This window comes from Nitrobacter winogradskyi, assembly GCF_006539545.1.
GTDB classification, from domain to species: Bacteria; Pseudomonadota; Alphaproteobacteria; order Rhizobiales; family Xanthobacteraceae; genus Nitrobacter; species Nitrobacter winogradskyi_A.
On the sequence record NZ_BJNF01000016.1, the window covers coordinates 97,488 to 118,832 of the forward strand.

Genomic DNA, 21,345 nt, shown 5'->3' on the forward strand with positions numbered 1-21,345 from the left:
TCCTCCGGTTGCGCGGCGCGCCGTTACGCCTATTGAGTGTCCGGCGTAAATGCATAATTTGCTTGGGGTAAATCGACCCGCTGGGGACACCCCTCAAGGGTTCGGATCCTAAGCAGGCCGAATGAATATTCGCTGAACGGCAAGGACAACGACCTCGCGCCATGTTAAACTGCGAGGCAGAGTTCAAGGTTTCGAGACGACCATGGCGATCCAGCACGTCAATCCGCAGAACCCCAAATTCGCTGCGCTCGATCCGATATGGGATCGCGTCCGCAGCGAGGCCGAAGACATCGTTCGCCGCGAGCCTGAGCTGGCGGCCTTCATCTATTCGGCCGTTCTTCACCATGATCGGCTTGAGGCTGCGGTGGTGCATCGTGTCGCGGAGCGGCTCGACCATTCGGCCCTGTCAGGCGACCTGATCCGCCAGACCTTCGATGAGGCGCTTCGCGACGATCCCGACATCGGCAACGCGTTTCGCGCCGATCTGGTGGCGGTGTATGACCGGGACCCGGCAACGGCGCGGTTCATCGATCCGCTGCTCTATTTCAAGGGTTTCCAGGCCATTCAGACCCACCGCCTTGCGTACTGGCTCTTCCAGAAAGGCCGCAAGGATTTTGCCTATTACCTACAAAGCCGTTCCTCGTCGGTGTTTCAGGTGGATATCAATCCGGCAGCCAGGATCGGCCGCGGCATTTTTCTCGATCATGCCACCGGGTTTGTGGTTGGCGAAACCGCCGTTATTGAAGATGACGTGTCGATCCTGCATGGCGTGACGCTCGGCGGCACCGGCAAGGAGAACGAGGACCGCCATCCGAAGATCCGTCACGGCGTCATGATCGGCGCGGGCGCGAAAATCCTCGGCAATATCGAGGTCGGACATTGCGCGCGCATCGCGGCCGGATCGGTCGTCGTGAAACCAGTGCCGCACAATGTCACCGTCGCCGGCGTTCCAGCCAGGACGATCGGTCCGGCCGGCTGCTCGGAGCCCTCGCGCACCATGAATCAGATGCTGAACGCGACACTCGAAACATAAGCTTGCCAAGGTTCTCTAGAGCATGATCCCGAAAAGTGGTTTCCACTTTTCGGGATCATGCTCTGGAGCGGCGGCCGGTCAAATGGAATCAGCTCCGCCGCTCCAGTTAATTGATTGAGCATCGGATTTATCCCGAAACCGGTTCCCACTTTCGGGTCCGATGCTCTAGAAGCCCTGCGAACCCTCAACATCTGGAGATTGCCGTGAACGTTCAGGAAGTCAGGAAACTCGACGCCTACCTCAAGCGCGTGTTCGGCAACGCCAAGATTCGTGTGGTGCCACGTCCGAAGAAGGACGACTCGGCTGAGGTCTATATCGGCGAGGAGTTCATTGGCGTGCTGTTCGTCGATGACGAGGATGACGACCGCTCGTTTCAGTTTCAGATGGCCATCCTTGAGGAGGATCTGGCCGACGTTGGTTAACGATCTTGCATCGGGCGCACTTGTTGCGCGAGCCGCTCCATCGCCCCGGCAACGTCGCGCCACTCGGTCAGCCATTGTCTCGGAAAGCGGAACGTCAGGTCGGCATCGCCGATCCGGCGTTCACTCAGGCACATGCCCGGCGTCATGGCCTCGCGCGTGCATCGCGTCACCAGCGCTGGCGTCTGCGCGATGAACAGATCCTCTCCCGCATATGGCGTTCCGTCACGGAATGCGTGCATCGATAATCCGTCCTCGGCCTGCGTGCGGGCCGTATCAAGGTAACGAGGGTAGATTGTCCGCACGAGGGCGTCCGGCGCCAGAGAATCGTGATGGGCGGTGATCGACAGGAAGATGCGGTCTAACGCCTGCGGTTCATCTTCGGCGCTTTCGGCGGTGACACGTCTTGGCGCGTCCGGCGTGGCCAGCGAAGGATAGAGGAAACTCAGATCGATGCGCTCCTGCGGTCCCGAATGCCTCTGAACTTTCACGCGGAAGGCGCGCTCCGGCACATTGAACACGGTTTGCCCGATGCTGACCGGCAACCGCTTGTTGTCGTCAGGTGCTTTGGGAGTCCAGGTTGGCCACAACAGATAGGCGACCGCGGTGATCGAAGGCATCGCGATCACGGCGGCTGCGAGAAGGGGGATCAGGTGACTGGCGCGCGGTTTATGTGATCCGCGCGACCGACGCGGAGCGGACAGCAGCAAGGCCATGGGACGGACATTTCCGAGAGGACGAATCAGCCCGCGACTATGCCACGCAATATGAAGTTTTCATGCCGAAGGCATTTGCAGTCGCCGTGCAACTGTCGCGGTGTGCGTCGCGTTAACCGTTTCTTAAGGATAAGGTGGCGGGGCAGTCGGCATTTTGCGAAGGAGGGGACGTGGTCGTGAACGGATGCCCTTCTGATGTCGCCGGATGCGTTGAATTCCTTCTTCTCCCTGTGCATCGGATTCGCCATCGCGGGCGCGCTTGCCAGCGGTTACCAGGCGTTTGTCAAACGGCCGGCCGGATTCGGATTGCTGCAGCAGGGAATCGTCGCCCGGGCGTTTGCCGCGGTGCCGTTCCTGGTCTTCGCGGCGCCTTTCATCATCATGCGCAACACACTTCGCGGACGACGCATCGAGCGCCGCCGTTTTGAGTTCGTCATGATGGCGACGGTGATCGCCGGGTTCTGGAGCCTGATGTCCGGCACCTGCGTGGTGATGACGCTGCAGGCGGTGGGGCTGCTCGTCTGAGCGGCGCTGTGGCATTGTCGCCCCTGGAGCATTTTCGCTATAGCAGGAGGCCGTCATGGCGACTTACGAACTCGATGGGCAGGGGCCGGACCTTCCTGAAAGCGGGCGCTATTTCATCGCCGAAAACGCCGCGGTGATTGGCAGGGTCCGTCTGCGCGAGGATGCGAGCGTGTGGTTCGGAGCGGTGCTGCGCGGGGATCATGAGTGGATCGAGGTTGGAGCGGGTTCCAACGTTCAGGACGGCTGCACCTGTCATACCGACGAAGGGTTTCCTCTGACCATCGGCAGCGACTGCACCATTGGCCATAACGTTATTCTGCACGGCTGCACCATCGAAGATGGCGCGCTGATCGGTATGGGTTCGATCGTGATGAACGGTGCGCGGGTTGGTCGCGGCTGTATCGTCGGCGCCGGTGCGCTCATCACCGAAGGCAAGCAGTTCGCGGAGTATTCCCTCATTGTCGGTGCGCCTGCGCGCGCGATCCGCACGCTTGAGCCTTCCGAGATCGAGACGATGGGAAGCGGCGCGAAGGCCTACGCCGCGAACGGCCTGCGTTTCCGAAAGGGCCTGAAGCGAACCGGCTGATCCCGGCGGAATCTCAACGCTGGCGGTCGCAAAAAGCCGTGGTCGTCGCGTGTCTCTTGGGTTAGAGGTGGAGACCGTTAACAGGCTGGAGAACGTAGCGATGCGGGTGCTTCGATATGCGGGCGTTTTGACGTTTGTTCTCGCGGTTGCGTCCGGCAGCGTTATTCTGATCGAGGCCTCAGCTACGGCAGCGGCCCAAACCGCGGAGAAAACCATGACGACAGCATCGGGTTTGCAGATCACGGACACAAAGGTCGGGGATGGTCCGTTGCCCCAGCCGGGCCAGATCTGCATCATGCATTATACCGGCTGGCTCTACGAGAACGGGCAGAAGGGCAAGAAATTCGACAGTTCGGTGGATCGCAATGAACCCTTCGAGTTCCCGATCGGCAAGCGTCGCGTGATCGCAGGTTGGGACGAAGGCGTCGCGACGATGAAGGTCGGCGGCAAGCGTACGCTGATCATTCCGCCGGAACTCGGTTACGGCGCGCGCGGTGCCGGCGGCGTCATTCCGCCCAATGCAACGCTGATCTTTGACGTCGAGTTGCTCGGCCTGAAAGGTTGAGCCGCTGGCGACCGCTGTTTCATGTGGTAGCGCGCTGATCGGCTCCACAGCGGAAAGAGAAAAGTGCGGTGCGGTTTTCCGTCCACATTCCACTTCTCAGAAATATTGAAGTTGACCTCGAGTATTTCGCTTCTGATTGAATCAGAAGCGAAGCTCTGGATTGTTGTTCTGGCGCGTTCTCTTCACGCGAACCGGATTCCATCCTTAGGGCTCAAGCCCGAGGACATGCTTCGCTCGAAAACGCTATAGTCCTCGTCAGCTTTCCCAAAAGGGGTGCGGCCAGCCTCTTGGGGGAAGGCTGGCCGCGCGCGAGCCGGTCTGGGGACGGGGAGGGGTATGACCGGGTCGCGGGTCTCGTATTGTTGTTTATCGGGAACTGGCCGTCGCGACCGCCGGATGATTGTCATCCAGTGCGACCCAGATATCAGGGTCGCTTTGCGATTGCCTTTTCATGAAGCGATAGCCGGTCTTCGTCCAGGCCAGGACGTTCTCATTCTGGTTGTCGAGGATGAACTCACCCTTGTCGGTCTTTACGGTCAGGACGGCATGGCCATCGCCCTGCTTGTCGCGGACGACCGTGACCAGCAACGCTTCACGCGGCCACCCGGCGTCGATCAGCATCTTGCGCTTCAACAGGACGTAATCCTCGCAGTCTCCGTGGCCGTCGGTGGGAAGCGACCACTTTTCGACGACGCCCCAGTGATCCTTGTCCGTCATCGGCTTGATGGTTTCGTTGACCCAGCGGTTGACCTTCAGAAGATCCCGCCAGGCGTCTGGCGTTAAGACGATATCGCGCGGCTGTGTTGCGCCAGGACGGCACTCTTTCGGAGAGTCGTTGCAGAACTCCACCCAGCCGATCGGAGCCCGTGTGGCGTCGCCGAGACTTGCATAGAGCTTTTCTGCTTCCGCGGCGCCCGCTGATGTTGCTACTCCCCACAGGATGGCGCCAACGACCGCCAGTCCCACTCCCTGTCCCCTGTTGAGCATTGTGGCCCCCGTTTCTTGTTGGGACCACATTTCGCACAAAGAATTTGCACCGCCGCTAAGTACTCGAAGTGTATTCGACGCAAATACAAGTCAAGTTCGCAGCTAATTGAATCAATACTTGAATCAAAATTGATTCAAATTTTAGCGATCGTCCTTGATTCAAACTTTAGGCATTAGCGATTGAATCCCGATGGAATCGGGATTTTCTTATTGAAACACGCCTGCCATTAACCTTGAGGGTCGCGAGCTTCTATCGTGGCGGAAGCGGATGGCGGCGATCGGGGAGGTGATTTTTCGAGAACGGCCGTTTACCGGGCGGTGACGCTATTCGCGAGAGCGTCGGAAAGTGGCTCATGAATGAACCCGGGCGCGAAGTCTCTCGCCAGGAGCTGATGGAACTAAGGACCTCGGACAATATCAATTTGTTGAAGACAGCCTCGGCTGGATCAAGAGTTCCGCTGGGCCAAAGTCAACTACGAGGCCGTGAGCGGGTGGGTGCCGTCTTCGCCTTGGCGCTTGCCGCCTATAATTTGATACGGCTTCCCAAGCTTCTGCTGGCACCAACATGAGCATTCGGGGCAGAGGGAGGTCGTAGAGACACCGGGCTACGAATACTTGGGGCTACGAATACTTGGGACCGACGGTGTGCAGGATACGCTTATTCTAGCAGCTGTGCTGATCCTCGCAGTCCTACCTACACAGACCTGCCGCTGTGAACCTGCAGCTGTGAACTTGAGCACTCCGACACATCCTTTTGAGTTGCCAGCCAAATCCGAGGCGACACTGATCTGGCGGTCAGGCTGCGCCCTAAAAGATAGCAGTTATTAGGCGACAACAACGCGCATGGCGCAGAGCATCGATTGGGAGCAATATGTCCCAAAAACGCTGGTCTCAATAGGATAGCGTCGGCCGCGCTAAAGCGCCGCACAAGCACGGAGATTGATCATGAGGTATTCGAACTCTCTGCTCACCACCATCCTTGCTGCAATCATCGTGATGATCGGCATGAGCGCCCACGCCGGGCCGGTGCCGACACATATAACGACGATAAAATCTATGAATTATCAGAACACTGCCGAAGTACGCTGGCGCGGCGGGGGTTGGGACCACCCCGATTATGGCTACCCGTTCGTGTCCTCCTATAACTATGATGACAGCTATGGCTACAGCTATTGTTCGCGCCCTTTGGCGACCAGGCCGGCTGTTCGGGGGGCCCAGAACCGGTACATGGGAACCGACCCTGATAAGAGATTGCCCTGGACAGATTGAGGGACTTTCCGAAGGGAGGGTCTCTGGTTCATCCTAGCCGCAACGTGCGAAGATAAAGCAGATCCCGGCCCGTCGAGGCGCCGCCAGACCACGTTCTGAAGAACATCCGCCGACAGACATGTCGACGTTACTCGGCCGACGAGAAGATCCGCAGAGGCCGAAGGAAGGCAAGAGGACAGCCCGGAGAACGTATTCTCCGGGCGGTTGCATCGCACGTCCAGGTTTTCGCCCGATGGCGACAATTTCTCCGGTCCGAAGGCGTATCCGGCGCGATTCGACTTATCGCCGGTCACACTCTGTTCAACAAAATTTTGCAACCGGTTCATTTTACAACCCTGGATGAGCGTAAAGTCCCGTGAAACTCGAGGAAAGGCAACATTGAACTCAACTCAACGGCATCTTCCGCACCTAAGAGGAAGCCTACTTATGATTTATGACAGGCATACGACATAGGGGCGTCATTGAAGGACATCAGCAATTTTGAGCGTATCAATAGTTCCACTGGAGCTGGAATCTCACAACATCAGCCCTGTATCGTTCGTAAGGGGCGTTCGTCACATCGGTGCGATTCATCATGTGATAAACCGCTGTAAGCTCAATCTCCTTCGTAAACTGCCATTCCAGGCCGAACTCCCAATCATTGACGTAGTTCTGTGGAGCGTTGCGCTCGAACTTCTGCCCACCCTCGAAGTGCTGCCATTTAACGAACGGGAACAGCACGCCCCACTGTCCCGCATCATATTTGTAGTTTGCTAGAACATAACCGCCGCTGAGCGGAGCTTCGGTAAGCATGGTCTGAGTGTCGTTCAACCGAGGCCCACGTCCCCAGTTCCATTCCGCCTGAAACCCGAAGGGCTGGGGATAAAGGACAGCGTGCACCCCGATACGCTCATCCTTGAATCCTTTCGCGGGGGCGTTCATGATCGGAGTAATTCCGTTTACAGGGCCGGTCGATGTAACGAAGCGCCCATGTAAAGCCTGTACACCTGCTTCAAAGATCTGACCGTTGCCGAACATATACGGATAGGTGACGCGGGCGACCATATGCATATCATTATTCTGTTCAACCCGGTTGGCGCCCTGTCCATTGTAGAAACCGAAGGCGAACACGCCATAATCGCCCGATCCTTTCAGATTGTTCGCTACGAGGTCTTTGAACCGTTCGCGTATATGAGCCGGGGCCCAGTAGAAGAACGCGCCGATGTCGCGCTCATCCCGACAGCAACTATTCAGCGCGTCGTTACGGTCAAGCGCAAGGCGATTCTGGCTGGATTGCATGTTCTCAAAACTGAAGGGGACTTTTGATTGCCCGACCCTGACGCGGAATTCCTTTCTGTCATCGAAGGCAATATCGGCGTAGGCATCCCTTAGCTGGCCGAAATTACCTGTGCTGGAGCCGGACGGAGTACTGGCGAAATCAGGCTGTAGATACAGATAGAGATTATCGCTGACATCTCCGTACAAAATCAGACGCGCCCGTCTGATGAATAAAGAGCTATTCTCGCCTACCGAGCGATCAGGCCAGTAGGAGACCGCATCCTTGTCTCCGCCCACGGTGCTGGCGTAGCGGAATTGCGTATAGCCACGAATTTTGAGCTTATCGTACCACTCTTTTTTCTCCCTGGTTTTTACAACCGGGAGATCATTATCCTGCGCGACGGTGCGGTCTGCGACGGCTTGTCCTGTATTTTTCTGTGCCTGGTGGCTTGAGCCCCTCTGCGCCCGCTGGCCTGAACCCTTCTTTATCTGCTGAAAAGTCCCCATCATCACCCTGTTCTTACCGGGCTCCGTGTAAACCTGCTTGGTAACTGTATCGACATACAGTTCCATTTCCTGGGCGCCGGCCGGGGTGAGCTGGGATGTAGCTAAAACTAATCCAAAGCCGCATACTGCCGCGTTGAATTTCTTCTTATTCATTATTGCTTCGCCTCTTTTCAGAGATCCCGTCACTGGAACCCATTGAAACCGGAGGCGTTATTTCACTCGCTTATGACACGCTTATTACACCGCGGAGGGTGAGGCCATTTACCTGGCGGTAACGTCGTCTTCAAGCGTGTCGGGGTGTTGCTCGTGGATGAATTCGAGCGCGAAACCTTCTTCCAGATTTCGCACCACGCGGGCCAGCACCTTGCCGAGTGCGACCCTGGACTGCAGCGGGGGTGTCTTTTCAGCTGAGACGGCGGCGCCTGACATCGAGAGGTCGATGATCCGGCATGTCATCCTTGTACCATCCTCGAGGGCGAGGATCGCGATTGGGTTGCGGGGCACGATGCGGTCGTGGCGGCGATCCTCAGGAAGGTTGAGGATATCGCGGTTGGCGAGCCAGGTGAGTTGCGAGGCCAGCTTGTCGCGCTTGCGCGGGGTCGCGCTGATGTTCATGGCGAACCCGCTGTCGATAATCCGGGTAATCCTGCCTTCGACCCGGCCGATGTGGTCGAGATAGACAATAACCCGGTCGCCGACATGGCCGATACCGGGCGCCAGCATGGCCAGCCCGCCGGGGGACATGTTGATAACCTGGCAGGGGAACTCGCGCCGATCCGGCAGCATGTAGCGGCCCAGCAGGTGAACCCTGACCCGCTGGAAGCGCCGGCGCTCAACCGGTAGGTTTGAGATTTTCTGCGCCAACGCCATAAATCGGCCCGCCGGTCGACCGGTGATCGGTATCAATAAACCCTACGATTGTCAGGGTTAACGCGGAGTTAGCCTGTAGTGTTTTCGAGCGAAGCATGTCTCCCCGCCTGATTTGGCGATTGGATGGCGGCTTGCGCGCTCAAGCGCTTCCGAACACCCGCTTGAAGATCGTATCGACGTGCTTGAGGTGATAATTGAGGTCGAACTGCTCGGCAATATCGGCGTCGGTGAGATATTTCGTCACCTCGGCATCGTTCTTCAGAAGCGTCTCGAAGTCACCTTCGCCGCGCCACACCGGCATGGCGTTGCGCTGAACCAGCTTGTAGGCATCCTCGCGGCTCGCGCCTTTTTGTGTGAGCGCGATCAGCACGCGTTGCGAATGCACGAGTCCGCCGAGACGGTCGAGGTTCTTTTGCATGGTGGCGGGATAGACCAGAAGCTTGTCGATGACGCCCGCGAGGCGATTGAGCGCGAAGTCGAGCGTCACGGTGGCGTCCGGGCCGATCATGCGTTCGACCGAGGAGTGCGAGATATCACGTTCATGCCATAGCGCGACATTCTCCAGAGCGGGGGTCACACAGGCGCGCACCATACGCGCCAGCCCCGTGATGTTTTCGGTCAGGACCGGGTTGCGCTTGTGCGGCATCGCCGACGAGCCTTTCTGGCCTTCGGAGAAGAACTCCTCGGCTTCCAGCACCTCGGTGCGTTGCAGATGGCGGATCTCGATGGCAAGCCGCTCCATCGACGACGCGATGACGCCGAGCGTCGCGAAGAACATCGCGTGGCGGTCACGCGGTATCACCTGGGTTGAGACCGGCTCGGGGATCAATCCCATCGCGCCCGCGACATGCTCTTCCACGCGCGGATCGATCTGGGCGAAGGTGCCGACCGCGCCCGATATCGCGCAGGTCGCGACCTCCCGGCGGGCCGCGGTCAGGCGCTCCCTGGCGCGCGAGAACTCCGCATAGGCGTAAGCCAACTTGAGGCCGAAGGTTACGGGTTCGGCGTGAATGCCGTGCGAGCGGCCGATGGTCGGCGTCATCTTGTGTTCGAACGCGCGGGTCTTCAGCGCCCCGAGCAGCTTATCGATATCGGCGATCAGGATATCGGCAGCCCGGGTGAGCTGCACGTTGAGGCAGGTGTCGAGCACGTCCGATGACGTCATGCCCTGATGCACGAAGCGCGCCTCGGGACCGACGATTTCGGCGAGGTGAGTGAGGAAGGCGATGACATCGTGCCTGGTTTCGCGCTCGATCTCGTCGATTCGCTGAATATCGAAAGTGGCGTCTTTCGCCTTGGCCCAGATAATCTCGGCCGCTTCCTTCGGAATTACGCCGAGTTCGGCCTGGGCATCCGCGGCGTGAGCCTCGATCTCGAACCAGATCTTGAAGCGGGTCTGCGGCTCCCAGATCGAAACCATTTCCGGGCGGGCGTAACGGGGGATCATGAACGGTCCTTGAGTATTTCGGAGGATTTTCAAGCTCACGCTCTAGCAGAGCCGCCGGAAGCAGACAAACGACGGAAGCTGAAGAGCGGACCCCATGCCTGCTCGACCCTGCCGCATCAATGCACAGGCCGCACTGGCATCGCCGTCGCGAATTGCGTATCGTCGTTCATGATGCGTCTGAAGTCGAGCATATGGGTCGCTGCCTATCTGCGCCGTTGCCAGGGCGAGGGCGTTTTCGGGGCGGTGCGCCGCCGTGGCGCGGATGAGGCAGGCGCCGTATTCGTCAAGCTGGCGTTGCTCGACGGCAATGCGATGCTTTACGCCCCCGCGCCGCAGGCCGTATACGACGACAGTCGGCCCGTTGAGCGTGTGTTTGCGCCTTCGTCGGCCGAGCCTGTCGCCGAGCAGGCGATCGAAGATCGCCTTGCGAGAGAAGTTCGATTCGATCCGGATGCGTGGATCGTTGAAATCGAAGACAAGGCAGGGCGGCATTTTCTCGACCTGGCGCGAGGATGAGGGAGTACAGCCGAAGTTTCCCGCGACGGTGAGCCGCAGTTTTATGCCTCGATAAGACTTTTCTTTTGATCCGAGCTAACCATTTTAGGGGCACGTATCCTGCAGGAAAAGAGAGAAGAGGAACAACGTATGAAATTGGCTAAGCGGGCGTCCGGCTTGATGAAGGCTTTCGCCGTCGTCCTGTCGTTGGCGCTGCCCTTGATGTTCGCTGTCTCGACAGCGGACGCCCGCATCGGTGGAGGCAAGAGCATGGGGTCGCGCGGCTCGCACACCTTCTCCGCGCCGCCCGCCACCAGCACCGCGCCGAACGCGGCGCGTCCGTTCGACCGCACCATGAGTCAACCCGGCCGTCCCGCCGCCGGCGCCGCGGCGGCTGGACGCTCCGCCCGGCCGGGCATGGGGATGCTCGGCGGTCTCGCCGCCGGTTTTCTCGGCGCTGGCTTGTTGGGCATGCTGTTCGGCGGCGGTCTGTTCGGCGGCCTCGAAGGTCTGTCGTCCATCATCGGCCTGGTGCTCCAGGTCGGCCTGATCTATCTCCTCGTGCGTTTTGCGATGTCGTGGTGGCAGCGGCGTAATGCGCCTGCCTATGCCGGACCGACGCCGGGACCCGCTGCTCAAACCAATGCCCGCAGCGGTCTCGGTTTCGGTTCGATGTCAAACGCCGCGCCGCTGGAAATCACGCCATCCGATTATGAGACCTTTGAGCGCCTGCTCGGAGATATCCAGGCCGCGTGGTCGAAAGAAGAGGTCAATACCCTGCACACGCTGGCGACGCCGGAAATGGTGTCGTACTTCACCGAAGATCTCCGGGCCAACGAGGCCCGCGGCGTTGTCAACACGGTGTCAGACGTCAAGCTTCTGCAGGGCGATCTTGCGGAAGCATGGCGCGAGGGCGTGACCGACTATGCCACGGTGGCGCTGCGCTACTCGCTGATCGACAAGACCACTGAGCGCGCCAGCGGCCGCATCGTGGATGGCGGCGACCAGCCGCAGGAAGCGGCCGAGATCTGGACCTTCGCGCGCCGGGATGGAGGAAAGTGGGAGTTGTCGGCCATCCAGCAGACCTGACCGGTCAGGATGATCATCGAAAGGCGTCGCGATAGCATCGTGGCGCCTTTTTTGTTTTGCGCTGAACGAAGGGCTGAAAATGTTCTGGAGCGGCTTTAAGCGAAGCATGTCCTCGGGCTGACCCGAGGACGGGCACCGGTTCGCGTGAAGAAAACGCGTCAAAACAAAATCATGGAGCCCGCTGCTGATTCCATCAGAAGCGGAAGGGCTCGGGCACGAAAACGTTATGGCGAAAGCGCGGGGTTTCAGAGACTGCGTCCGTCGACCGGCGTCAATGTAAGACGGGACAGCTCGATGCCGTCGATGCAACTCACATTGAGGGCGACCACCTCGGTGCCATCAGGTTTCTTGCCGCGCGCGAATACCTCGACGCCGCAGTCGATGCAAAGCTGATGCCGGATCATTTGCCTGTTGAACAGGTATTCCCTGAGGTTATCCTCGCCCGCCCGGAGTTGAAAACTTTGAGGCGCGAGAAATGTGATGTGCAATCCCTTCTTGGTGCAGATCGAGCAGTTGCACGCGGTCACCATGGCAAGATCCGTCGTGCACTCGAAGCGCACCTGGCCGCAATGGCAGCCGCCTGTGTAAGTTTTCTCATCCTGCATTTTTGACCCTCCAACGCAAAGCCTGGAGAGAATACCAGATCGCCGCGACGACTGGCAGCGAATCCCGGCCGAGGCAGTTCCGATGGTTCGCGCCGTTTACTCGTCGATGCCGCGGGACACCGCGATGGCGGAACTGGTCTTGGTGCGGGTGCAATGCATGTTCAGCCGCCGGAAGCGCGTCTGCACGTCGTCGCCGCGTAACAGGCCCATGCGTTTCATGCAGCGGGTCGCGCCTCTCAACGTGTCGGCGATCGGGATCGTGAAGATGATGGCGGAGGCTCGCGCCACCAGATCGTAAAACTCGGGATTCGGTTTGCGGGTGTCTGTGCCCGCGATAAGTTCATTGGTGAACTTGCGGTTGGAGCAACCGAGGATCAACTGCGTGGTCGCGGGATGCGACAGGTAAATCACATTGGCTGCGGTCTTGCCGATGTTCAGGCCGTCGATCTGGCTTTTAAGTTGCGCGGCCAGATCGTCGCAGCGGTCGGCGAGGGCTGGTAGAGGGGCAAGCATCGTCGCCGCGGCAACACAAAGGCTGGCGGTGAGGCAGCGGCGCGAGCTTGTCATTCAACGATCTCCCGAAAAAACAATCAAGCTGGTCGGCGGTGGATACGTTCGTATTCGAGTCTGCCAAACTACGTCTCAAGGCCTGATGGCGTACTCCGAACAGTCATGGAATCGCGGGGCGCACGAGGCACGGATCACGGCTCCAGCGTCACCTGCAAGCCGTCGTCGCTCTCGACATGCACATAACGCGGCGCGATCGGACGACCCCGTCCGCTAGCCACGGTGACGATGTCTTCGAGCGAAGCGATGCGCGCATCCGCCTCTGGCCGGGAAAGGATCAAATCGGCGTGAAACAGACCTTCGGACTCAAGTCCTGTTGAATCGATCTGGGCGGCCGCAAGTGTCGCAAGGCTGTTCTCGAACTCTTCGGCATCGCGAAAACGGCGCTGGATGAAGGTTACGCCGCCCAGCTTTTCCGTGACCAGGCCACGCTGGGCGAAGGTCTTTTCAAGCGCGTCATAAGGAAACATTCGCAGCACGAAGGAAATGATCCATGGCTTCTTGTCGGTTGCATCGAGCAGCTTGCTGAACGTCTTTTCGGTGACATAGCCGATGCATCCCGTGGACAGAATGACGTCGACAGGCTTGATGATGCGCGTGTCTTCCGCGGAAAGCGGCTGGCTCTCGAGGTCGGCGACGATACCCTGATCGAGAAGTCCGACGCGCGTCGCATAGCGAACGGCCGGCGCAGATACGTCGAGGCCGATAAACCGTGCGAGACCATGATCGGGCCAGCCCGCATAGAAGTTGCGGTCGAGCTGCATCAGCTCTTCGGAAGACACGGCCTTGATCTCGCGCCGGGCGTAGCGATGGCGCAGGCTGCCGAAGGTCAGCGGGAAGCGATGCACGGCGGCGTTGATGCCGTATGAGCAGCCGACATCGAGCACGACTGGTTTGGATTCGGTGACGGAAGCCTTGGCGGATAGTATCTGGCGGATGACCGGCTCGGCGACATCGGTGATCATGTAGTCGAGGTCGCCCAGGGTCGAGAAATACGACCTTGGATCGTCCTGGATGTAGATGTCATCGAAGACCGCCTTGGCCTGATTGATCCGGGAGAAATCCACCTTTAACAATGCTTCGTCCTTTTTCGAGAGCCCCATTATCGTTTACGCTTCCAGCGCACGAGTTGCTTATTGCAGAAACCAGGGCGAAGATAAACCCATATGCCGTGAGGGACGGTCAACACGCATGGAGGGAGACACCTGACAATTGCCGTGGAATCATGCAAAACAGCGCATTCACGAAGCTCGTCATCATCAGTGAGCATTTCAGTTAGCCGATCATGCCTGTCATCTCTCCGAATAAGCCTTACCGCATCGGTCGCTCCCGCACCGGGCTCGGCCTCTTCGCCACCAAGCCAATCAAGAAGGGCACGAAGATTATCCGATACGTCGGACGCCTGCTCGATTGCACCAAGGAGAAGGACGACGCGGTCGAGAACAAGTATCTCTTCCAGATCACCAGCCGCTGGACCATCGACGGTTCCATGCGCTCGAACATCGCGCGCTATATCAACCATTCCTGTAAACCGAACGCGGAGTCGGACGTCCGCAAGGTCAAGCGCCGCGTTGATATTCGCGCCATCAAGGACATCGCGCCTGGCGAGGAGATCAACTACGATTACGGCACCGAATATTTCAAGGAGTATCTGAAGCCGATCGGCTGCAAATGCGACGCCTGCGAAAGGAAGCGAAAGAAGCTGCGTGCGGCGGCGCGCGAGGAAAAGAAACACTCTCTGGCGAGCGCTGAAAAGAGCGCCGGCGCCGTGCGCGGCCGCAGAAAGCTGAACGGGCACAAGGCGCATTCCGCCGCTCCAAAGAAGTCGAAGGCGCTGCCGACCGCCAAGGGCGGACGATCAAAGAAGCCTTCTTGAAACCGTTGATCTGCTGTTGCCGCTTTCATGCGGTCACCTTGACCCCGCGTTGGCGGTGGCGGGAAGGTTGGGCAGTTCTGTGAAAAGATCCCGTAAACGCTCCTGAACCCTGTGTTTCCGACAGAACGGAGCCTTTCTGCTTCTGATGGAATCAGAAGCGGGGTTCTAAGATATTGTCTTGACGCGTTTTATTCATGCAGACCGGTACTTCATTCGCCGGGAAACGCCATATATCCTGACATGAGACCAGGGCGGGAGGGAGAGTGTGGCAGCTATCCGCTCGCGTCCCGCTCAAAATAGATGCCGATCACGTTGATGGTTTTTGGAATCCATCCGCTCCGGAATCATCGTGATCCGGGCCAGGATAGGGAGCAGGATCATGAGCGCCAACATCGTGGGATGGGCTCATACGCCGTTCGGGAAACTGGACACCGAGACCGTCGAAAGCCTTGTGGTAAAGGCCGCAACCGGTGCGCTGGCCGACGCCGGGGTCTCCGCCGGCGATGTCGATGAGATCGTGCTCGGGCATTTCAATGCCGGCTTCTCACCGCAGGATTTTACCGCGGCTCTCGTGCTGCAGGCCGCTCCGGAGCTCCGCTTCAAGCCGGCGACGCGGGTGGAGAACGCCTGCGCCACCGGATCGGCGGCGGTGCATCAAGGCGTCCGCGCGATTGCGTCCGGGGCTGCGAGAATCGTGCTGGTGGTCGGCGTCGAGCAGATGACGCGAACGCCCGGTCCGGAGATCGGCCGCAATCTGCTACGCGCTTCCTATCTGCCCGAAGATGGCGAGACCGCCGGCGGCTTCGCCGGCATTTTTGGCAAGATCGCGCAAGCCTACTTTCAGAAGTACGGCGACGCCTCGGATGCGCTGGCGATGATCGCGGCGAAGAATCACAGGAATGGCGTCGCCAACCCTTACGCGCAGATGCGCAAGGATGTCGGCTATGACTTCTGTCGCTCCGAGAGCGAGAAGAATCCTTTCGTGGCGGGGCCGTTGAAGCGCACGGACTGTTCGCTGGTGTCTGACGGCGCGGCCGCGCTGGTGCTGGCGGATGCCGACACGGCAAGGTCAGCGCGCAAGGCGGTCAGCATTCGCGGGACCGGTCACGCGCAGGACTTCCTGCCGATGTCGAGGCGCGACATTCTCGCGTTCGAGGGCTGCACGGTGGCCTGGCAGCGGGCGCTGGCGAAGGCCGGGGTCGCGCTGTCCGATCTCTCTTTCGTCGAGACCCATGATTGCTTCACCATTGCCGAACTGATCGAGTACGAGGCCATGGGGCTGACGCCGAAGGGGCAGGGGGCGCGCGCCATCAAGGAAGGCTGGACGCAGAAAGACGGCCGGTTGCCGGTCAATCCATCCGGCGGCCTGAAGGCCAAGGGGCATCCGATCGGCGCCACCGGCGTTTCCATGCATGTGATGAGCGCGATGCAACTCGTGGGCGAGGCGCCCGAGGGCATGCAGATCAGGGACGCCAGGCTCGCCGGCATCTTCAACATGGGTGGCGCGGCGGTTGCGAACTATGTTTCGATTCTTGAGCCGTTTCGATAGCCTCTAACAACGTGCATCGCTCAAGACGCGAGGCAAAGGGTATACGGATCAGGGGGCGTCCCAACGGGACTATGCAAGCGAGCCGGAAGGAAACATGCGCATCATCGGGCACTTCATCGGCGGCAGGAATGTCAAGGGTGCATCGGGACGTTTCGCCGATGTGTATCAGCCGATGACAGGCGAGGTGCAGGCCAGGGTCGCATTGGCGTCGAAAGCCGAACTGCGCGAGGCCGTGGAGAATGCCAGGGCAGCGCAGCCGGCTTGGGCTGCGACCAATCCGCAGCGCCGCGTCCGCGTGCTGATGAAGTTTCTCGAACTGGTGGCGCGCGACAATGATGCGATCGCCGAACTGCTCGCCCGCGAACACGGCAAGACGATTCCCGACGCCAATGGCGACATCTTCCGCGGCGTGGAGGTCGTCGAATATGCCATCGGCATTCCCGAACTGATGAAAGGCAGCTTCACCGAGAACGCCGGTCCCGGCATCGACAGCTATTCGATGCGTCAGCCGCTCGGCGTCGTCGCCGGAATCACGCCGTTCAATTTCCCGGCGATGATTCCGATGTGGAAGTTCGCGCCGGCCATCGCCTGCGGCAACGCTTTCATCCTGAAGCCGTCCGAGCGCGATCCGGGCGTGCCGATGCGGCTGGCCGAATTGATGCTTGAGGCCGGATTGCCGCCCGGCATTCTCAATGTCGTCAACGGCGACAAGGAGACGGTCGACGCCATTCTTGACGATCCCGATATCGCGGCGGTCGGCTTTGTCGGCTCCTCTTCGGTCGCGCATTACATTTATTCTCGCGCCGCCGCGACGGGTAAACGGTGCCAGTGCTTCGGCGGCGCCAAGAATCACATGATCATCATGCCCGACGCTGACATGGATCAGTCGGTGGAGGCGCTGGTCGGGGCGGGCTATGGCGCGGCCGGTGAGCGCTGCATGGCGGTGTCGGTCGCGGTTCCCGTGGGCGAAGCCACGGCCGACCGGCTGATGGAGAAGCTCATCCCGCGCGTGGAAGGCCTGAAGATCGGGCCGTCCACCGATGCGTCCGCCGATTTCGGGCCGCTCGTCACCAGGGCGGCGCTGGAGCGTGTCAGGGAATATGTCGAGATCGGCGTCAGGGAAGGCGCGACACTGGCGGTCGATGGCCGTCGCTTCAAAATGCAAGGTTACGAGAACGGATTCTACATGGGGGCCTGTCTGTTCGACAACGTCACCAGGGAGATGCGGATCTACAAGGAGGAAATCTTTGGTCCCGTGCTCTCGGTGGTGCGCGCGAAAGATTTCGACGAAGCGGTGGCGTTGCCGTCCGAGCACGACTACGGCAACGGCGTCGCGATCTTCACGCGCGATGGTGACGCCGCGCGGGAATTCGTCTCGCGCGTCCAGGTGGGCATGGTCGGCATCAATGTGCCGATCCCGGTGCCGGTCGCCTACTACACCTTCGGCGGCTGGAAGCGCTCGGCCTTCGGCGACCTTAACCAGTACGGTCCGGATTCAGTTCGGTTCTACACGAAAACCAAGACCGTCACCTCGCGCTGGCCCTCCGGCGTCAAGGACGAGGCGCAGTTCGCATTCCATAGCAAGTGACCGGCAGGGATCGCGTATGCAGTTCGCGCTGACTGAAGAGCAGATCGCTGTCCGCGACATGGCGCGGGACTTTGCCGCCGCGAAGATCGCGCCGTTCGCGCTTCAATGGGATGAAGAGAAGCACTTTCCGGTCGAGGTGATGCGGGAGGCGGCGGCGCTCGGGATCGGCGGCATCTGCATTCGCGACGATGTCGGCGGCTCGGCTTTGAGCCGGCTTGACGGGACGCTGATCTTCGAGGCGCTGGCGCGGGGTTGCCCCACCGTATCGTCGTTCATCTCGATCCATAACATGGCGTCGTGGATGATCGATGCCTATGGTTCGGACGAGCAGCGGCGAAAATGGCTGCCGAAACTCTGCACCATGGAGCTGCTGGCCAGCTATTGCCTGACCGAGCCCGGCGCGGGATCGGATGCGGCTGCCTTGCGGACTCGCGCGAGGCGCGATGGCGATCACTACGTCGTCGACGGACAGAAGCAGTTCATATCGGGAGCCGGCGCGAGCGACCTCTATGTGGTGATGGTGCGCACGGGAGACGATGCGCCTGGCGGCATCTCGACGCTTGTGGTCGAGCGCGACACGCCGGGCCTTTCGTTCGGCGCCAACGAGCGCAAGATGGGATGGAACGCACAGCCCACGCGTGCTGTTCTCTTCGAGAACGCGCGGGTGCCGGTCGCCAACCGTCTTGGCGACGAGGGTATCGGATTCAGGATCGCGATGGCCGGACTCGATGGCGGACGGCTGAACATCGCCGCGTGTTCGCTCGGCGGCGCGCAGTCGGCGTTCAACAAGGCGCTCGTTTATATGAAGGAGCGCAAGGCGTTCGGCAAGCGGCTCGACGAATTCCAGGCATTGCAATTCAAGGTCGCCGACATGGCGACCGAGCTGGAAGCGGCGCGAACTTTTCTGTGGCGCGCGGCTTCCGCGCTGGACCGTGGAGACGCCGATGCCACCATGCTGTGCGCGATGGCGAAACGGCTTGCCACGGATGCCGGCTTCGAGGTCGCCAATCAAGCGTTGCAACTTCTCGGCGGCTACGGCTATCTCAGCGAGTACGGCATCGAGAAAATCGTGCGCGATCTGCGCGTGCATCAGATCCTCGAAGGGACCAACGAGATCATGCGCCTGATCGTGTCGCGCAAGCTGATCGAGGGGACGCGATGACGATCGCAATAAGCAATGAGCCGGATCTGATCACGCGGCGCGAGGGGAGCGCGGGCATCGTTCGCCTCAACCGTCCGAGGGCGATCAATGCCGTCACCCTGGATATGTTTCGCGGGATCCACAAGGCGCTGGACGAGTTCGAGGCCGACCCCGCTGTCGGTCTGATCCTGCTCGAAGGCGCCGGCGAGCGCGGTCTGTGCGCGGGCGGCGATATCCGCTCGCTCTGGGAAAGCGCGAATGCCGGAGGTGATCTCGGCAGGGTGATGTGGCGCGAGGAATACCTTCTCAACGCGCGGATTGCGAAATTTCCAAAACCCTATGTCGCCTTCATGGACGGCATCGTCATGGGCGGCGGCGTCGGATTGTCGGCGCACGGCGCGCACCGCGTCGTCACCGAGAGAACCAGACTCTCAATGCCGGAGGCCGGTCTCGGCTTCTTCCCGGATGTCGGAGGAACCTGGCTGTTGTCGCACGCGCCCGGCGAGATCGGAACTTACTTCGGGCTGACCGGCCAGAACATGAACGGAGCGGAGGCGATCTACGCCGGCCTTGCCGATGTGAGCGTACCGTCGCGAAAACTCGCCGCGTTGCGCGAGACGCTGGTCGATCTTGACGCGCGCGCGGATTCAGCCCGCGTGAGAGCCGCGATCGCGGGATTTACCACCGGCGAGTCCGCGAGTTCTGTCGCGGCGATCCGGCCCCGGATCGATGCGTGGTTCGCCCATGGCCGAATGGATGATATCCTGACGACGCTGCAACGTGATGGGTCCGAACTCGCGCGGTCAATCCTCAGAGTACTGAACGAGAAATCGCCACGCGGCCTTGTCGTGACGTTAAAGCTGCTGCGGCTCGCGCGCGCCTCGGCCACGCTGGAGGAGTGTCTGGCGCGGGAATATCGTGCCGCGCTTGCGGTCTTTGCGAGCGACGATTTTCGCGAAGGCGTCCGCGCCGCGATTATCGACAAGGATCGCAATCCAAAATGGTCGCCGGCCGCGGTCGACGATGTTACGCCGGAGATGATAGCACCCTATTTTGCGAATGCCGGTGTGGACGAACTCGTGTTCAGTTAGAGCATTTTCCGGCGAAGGGGATACCGGTTCGCCGCAAGAAAATGCGACCAGACAACCATTTCTAGAGCATGGTCCGATTCAATTTGATCGGATCATGCTCTAGATAAAAAGAACAAGTCACCTCGACTGGAGGTCAGCATGGCGGCCATAGCATTCATCGGTCTCGGCAACATGGGCGGACCCATGGCGGCCAATCTCGTCAAGGCCGGTTACACGGTGGCCGGTTTTGATCTGGTCCCGGCCTTGTGCGATGCGGCCAGAACGAACGGCGTGACGATCGCGGGCAGCGCAAGAGCCGCGGTGACTAATGCGGACGTCATCATCACCATGCTGCCGGCCGGCCGGCACGTGGTGTCGGTGTGGACCGATGTCATGCCCGCGGCCACCAGGGGCGCGCTGATGATCGATTGTTCAACCATCGATGTCGAAAGCGCCCGGCGGGCCCATATGCTGGCGGCGAGGGCTTCCCTGCATTCGGTCGACGCGCCGGTCTCGGGAGGCGTCGCGGGCGCGAGGGATGCAACGCTGACGTTTATGGCCGGGGGAGAAGTTGAATCCTTCGAGGACGCAAAGCCTTTCCTGGAAGCGATGGGCAAGAAGATCGTCCATTGCGGCCGGGACGGGACGGGGCAGGCCGCCAAGATCTGCAACAACATGATCCTGGGCGTTTCGATGATCGCGGTCGCCGAGGCCTTCGTGTTGGCGGAAAAGCTCGGCCTGTCGCATCAGGCGCTGTTCGATGCCGCGTCAAAGGCGTCAGGCCAGTGCTGGTCGCTCACCAGCTACTGTCCGGTGCCGGGACCGGTTCCGGCATCGCCCGCGAATAACGACTACAGACCGGGTTTCGCCTCGGCGCTGATGCTGAAGGATCTGACGCTGGCGAGGGCGGCGGCGGATTCCACCGGAGCGGTGACGCCGCTCGGACAGCATGCGCAGGATATCTACAAGGCGTTCGACGCGGCCGGAAACGGCGGGGTCGATTTCTCGGGTATCATCCGGCATATCCGGGCTCTTGCGGAAAGCAGGGGTGGCTGATGACGGAGCTTGCGAAGGGCGCGAATTTCCGTTGTGGCGTCGCGCGGATGATGCGCCACGGGGCGTCACTTTTCGTAAAGGTGACCTTCCTGAAATTCCGGCGTCCAGGTCAGGAACGGCGGAGGCGC

General features: G+C 60.3%; 22 protein-coding genes and 1 pseudogene. 15 read left to right on the forward strand and 8 right to left on the reverse strand.

Features of this window, described 5'->3' with window-relative positions:
- The first annotated feature begins 202 nt into the window (after positions 1-202).
- A complete protein-coding gene (gene cysE, locus NWI01_RS03440; RefSeq protein ID WP_011315399.1) occupies positions 203-1,033 on the forward strand; it encodes a serine O-acetyltransferase in 831 nt (276 codons plus the stop codon).
- A 203-nt stretch (positions 1,034-1,236) separates the two neighbouring features.
- Positions 1,237-1,455, forward strand: coding sequence for a DUF3126 family protein (locus NWI01_RS03445; protein WP_011315398.1), 219 nt, complete (start codon positions 1,237-1,239; stop codon positions 1,453-1,455).
- Here NWI01_RS03445 and NWI01_RS03450 read toward each other — a convergent pair.
- Positions 1,452-2,168: a hypothetical protein gene (locus tag NWI01_RS03450; protein WP_141382543.1), complete on the reverse strand. Its 717-nt coding sequence runs from the start codon at positions 2,166-2,168 to the stop codon at positions 1,452-1,454. The genes NWI01_RS03445 and NWI01_RS03450 overlap by 4 nt on opposite strands.
- Positions 2,169-2,363: 195 nt before the next feature.
- Between NWI01_RS03450 and NWI01_RS03455 the strand changes: the two genes are divergently transcribed.
- The 3 genes from NWI01_RS03455 to NWI01_RS03465 all read left to right on the forward strand — a co-directional run bounded on the left by NWI01_RS03455 (position 2,364) and on the right by NWI01_RS03465 (position 3,844).
- Complete coding sequence (locus NWI01_RS03455) at positions 2,364-2,693, forward strand: DUF6949 family protein (RefSeq protein WP_141382544.1); 330 nt, start codon at positions 2,364-2,366, stop codon at positions 2,691-2,693.
- Positions 2,694-2,748: 55 nt separating this feature from the next.
- Complete coding sequence (locus NWI01_RS03460) at positions 2,749-3,279, forward strand: gamma carbonic anhydrase family protein (protein ID WP_141382545.1); 531 nt, start codon at positions 2,749-2,751, stop codon at positions 3,277-3,279.
- A 100-nt stretch (positions 3,280-3,379) separates the two neighbouring features.
- The gene (locus tag NWI01_RS03465; RefSeq protein ID WP_141382546.1) at positions 3,380-3,844 is read left to right on the forward strand and encodes an FKBP-type peptidyl-prolyl cis-trans isomerase; all 465 of its coding nucleotides are present in this window, start codon (positions 3,380-3,382) and stop codon (positions 3,842-3,844) included.
- A 366-nt stretch (positions 3,845-4,210) separates the two neighbouring features.
- Here the strand turns inward: NWI01_RS03465 and NWI01_RS03470 are convergent, their stop codons facing one another.
- Positions 4,211-4,831: a transglutaminase-like cysteine peptidase gene (locus tag NWI01_RS03470; RefSeq protein WP_141382547.1), complete on the reverse strand. Its 621-nt coding sequence runs from the start codon at positions 4,829-4,831 to the stop codon at positions 4,211-4,213.
- A 424-nt stretch (positions 4,832-5,255) separates the two neighbouring features.
- Here NWI01_RS03470 and NWI01_RS20240 point away from each other — a divergent pair.
- A pseudogene (locus NWI01_RS20240) lies at positions 5,256-5,400 on the forward strand (IS5/IS1182 family transposase); the annotation flags it as partial.
- A 376-nt stretch (positions 5,401-5,776) separates the two neighbouring features.
- Entirely contained in the window at positions 5,777-6,100 is a 324-nt protein-coding gene (locus tag NWI01_RS03480; protein WP_141382549.1) for a hypothetical protein, read from the forward strand.
- Positions 6,101-6,589: 489 nt separating this feature from the next.
- Here NWI01_RS03480 and NWI01_RS03485 read toward each other — a convergent pair whose 3' ends face one another.
- The 3 genes from NWI01_RS03485 to purB all read right to left on the reverse strand — a co-directional run bounded on the left by NWI01_RS03485 (position 6,590) and on the right by purB (position 10,181).
- Positions 6,590-8,017, reverse strand: a complete 1,428-nt coding sequence (locus tag NWI01_RS03485; RefSeq protein ID WP_141382550.1) for a porin — start codon at positions 8,015-8,017, stop codon at positions 6,590-6,592.
- A gap of 108 nt (positions 8,018-8,125) precedes the next feature.
- Positions 8,126-8,734, reverse strand: a complete 609-nt coding sequence (locus NWI01_RS03490) for a PilZ domain-containing protein (protein WP_141382551.1) — start codon at positions 8,732-8,734, stop codon at positions 8,126-8,128.
- A 139-nt stretch (positions 8,735-8,873) separates the two neighbouring features.
- Complete coding sequence (purB, locus tag NWI01_RS03495; RefSeq protein WP_141382552.1) at positions 8,874-10,181, reverse strand: adenylosuccinate lyase; 1,308 nt, start codon at positions 10,179-10,181, stop codon at positions 8,874-8,876.
- Positions 10,182-10,352: 171 nt separating this feature from the next.
- Between purB and NWI01_RS03500 the strand changes: the two genes are divergently transcribed.
- Complete coding sequence (locus NWI01_RS03500; protein WP_141382592.1) at positions 10,353-10,697, forward strand: DUF1491 family protein; 345 nt, start codon at positions 10,353-10,355, stop codon at positions 10,695-10,697.
- A 129-nt stretch (positions 10,698-10,826) separates the two neighbouring features.
- Complete coding sequence (locus NWI01_RS03505) at positions 10,827-11,765, forward strand: Tim44 domain-containing protein (RefSeq protein WP_141382553.1); 939 nt, start codon at positions 10,827-10,829, stop codon at positions 11,763-11,765.
- A gap of 245 nt (positions 11,766-12,010) precedes the next feature.
- Here NWI01_RS03505 and NWI01_RS03510 read toward each other — a convergent pair whose 3' ends face one another.
- From NWI01_RS03510 to NWI01_RS03520, 3 genes are all read right to left on the reverse strand, one after another.
- A complete protein-coding gene (locus NWI01_RS03510) occupies positions 12,011-12,370 on the reverse strand; it encodes a GFA family protein (RefSeq protein WP_141382554.1) in 360 nt (119 codons plus the stop codon).
- 96 nt (positions 12,371-12,466) lie between these two features.
- A complete protein-coding gene (locus tag NWI01_RS03515; protein ID WP_141382555.1) occupies positions 12,467-12,937 on the reverse strand; it encodes a hypothetical protein in 471 nt (156 codons plus the stop codon).
- Positions 12,938-13,071: 134 nt separating this feature from the next.
- Positions 13,072-14,040, reverse strand: a complete 969-nt coding sequence (locus NWI01_RS03520) for a class I SAM-dependent methyltransferase (RefSeq protein ID WP_141382556.1) — start codon at positions 14,038-14,040, stop codon at positions 13,072-13,074.
- 182 nt (positions 14,041-14,222) lie between these two features.
- Between NWI01_RS03520 and NWI01_RS03525 the strand changes: the two genes are divergently transcribed.
- The 6 genes from NWI01_RS03525 to mmsB all read left to right on the forward strand — a co-directional run bounded on the left by NWI01_RS03525 (position 14,223) and on the right by mmsB (position 21,217).
- On the forward strand, positions 14,223-14,813 hold the full coding sequence (locus NWI01_RS03525) for an SET domain-containing protein (RefSeq protein WP_141382557.1): 591 nt from the start codon (positions 14,223-14,225) through the stop codon (positions 14,811-14,813).
- Positions 14,814-15,192: 379 nt separating this feature from the next.
- Positions 15,193-16,362 carry an acetyl-CoA acetyltransferase gene (locus NWI01_RS03530; protein WP_141382558.1) on the forward strand — a complete coding sequence of 390 codons (1,170 nt, stop codon included), beginning with the start codon at positions 15,193-15,195 and terminating at the stop codon, positions 16,360-16,362.
- 94 nt (positions 16,363-16,456) lie between these two features.
- Positions 16,457-17,950, forward strand: a complete 1,494-nt coding sequence (locus NWI01_RS03535) for a CoA-acylating methylmalonate-semialdehyde dehydrogenase (protein ID WP_141382559.1) — start codon at positions 16,457-16,459, stop codon at positions 17,948-17,950.
- 16 nt (positions 17,951-17,966) lie between these two features.
- Positions 17,967-19,112, forward strand: a complete 1,146-nt coding sequence (locus tag NWI01_RS03540) for an acyl-CoA dehydrogenase family protein (protein ID WP_141382560.1) — start codon at positions 17,967-17,969, stop codon at positions 19,110-19,112.
- Complete coding sequence (locus NWI01_RS03545) at positions 19,109-20,182, forward strand: enoyl-CoA hydratase/isomerase family protein (protein ID WP_181410355.1); 1,074 nt, start codon at positions 19,109-19,111, stop codon at positions 20,180-20,182. Before NWI01_RS03540 ends, NWI01_RS03545 begins: the two co-directional genes overlap by 4 nt.
- 138 nt (positions 20,183-20,320) lie before the next feature.
- The gene (mmsB, locus tag NWI01_RS03550; protein WP_141382561.1) at positions 20,321-21,217 is read left to right on the forward strand and encodes a 3-hydroxyisobutyrate dehydrogenase; all 897 of its coding nucleotides are present in this window, start codon (positions 20,321-20,323) and stop codon (positions 21,215-21,217) included.
- Positions 21,218-21,345: the final 128 nt, after the last annotated feature.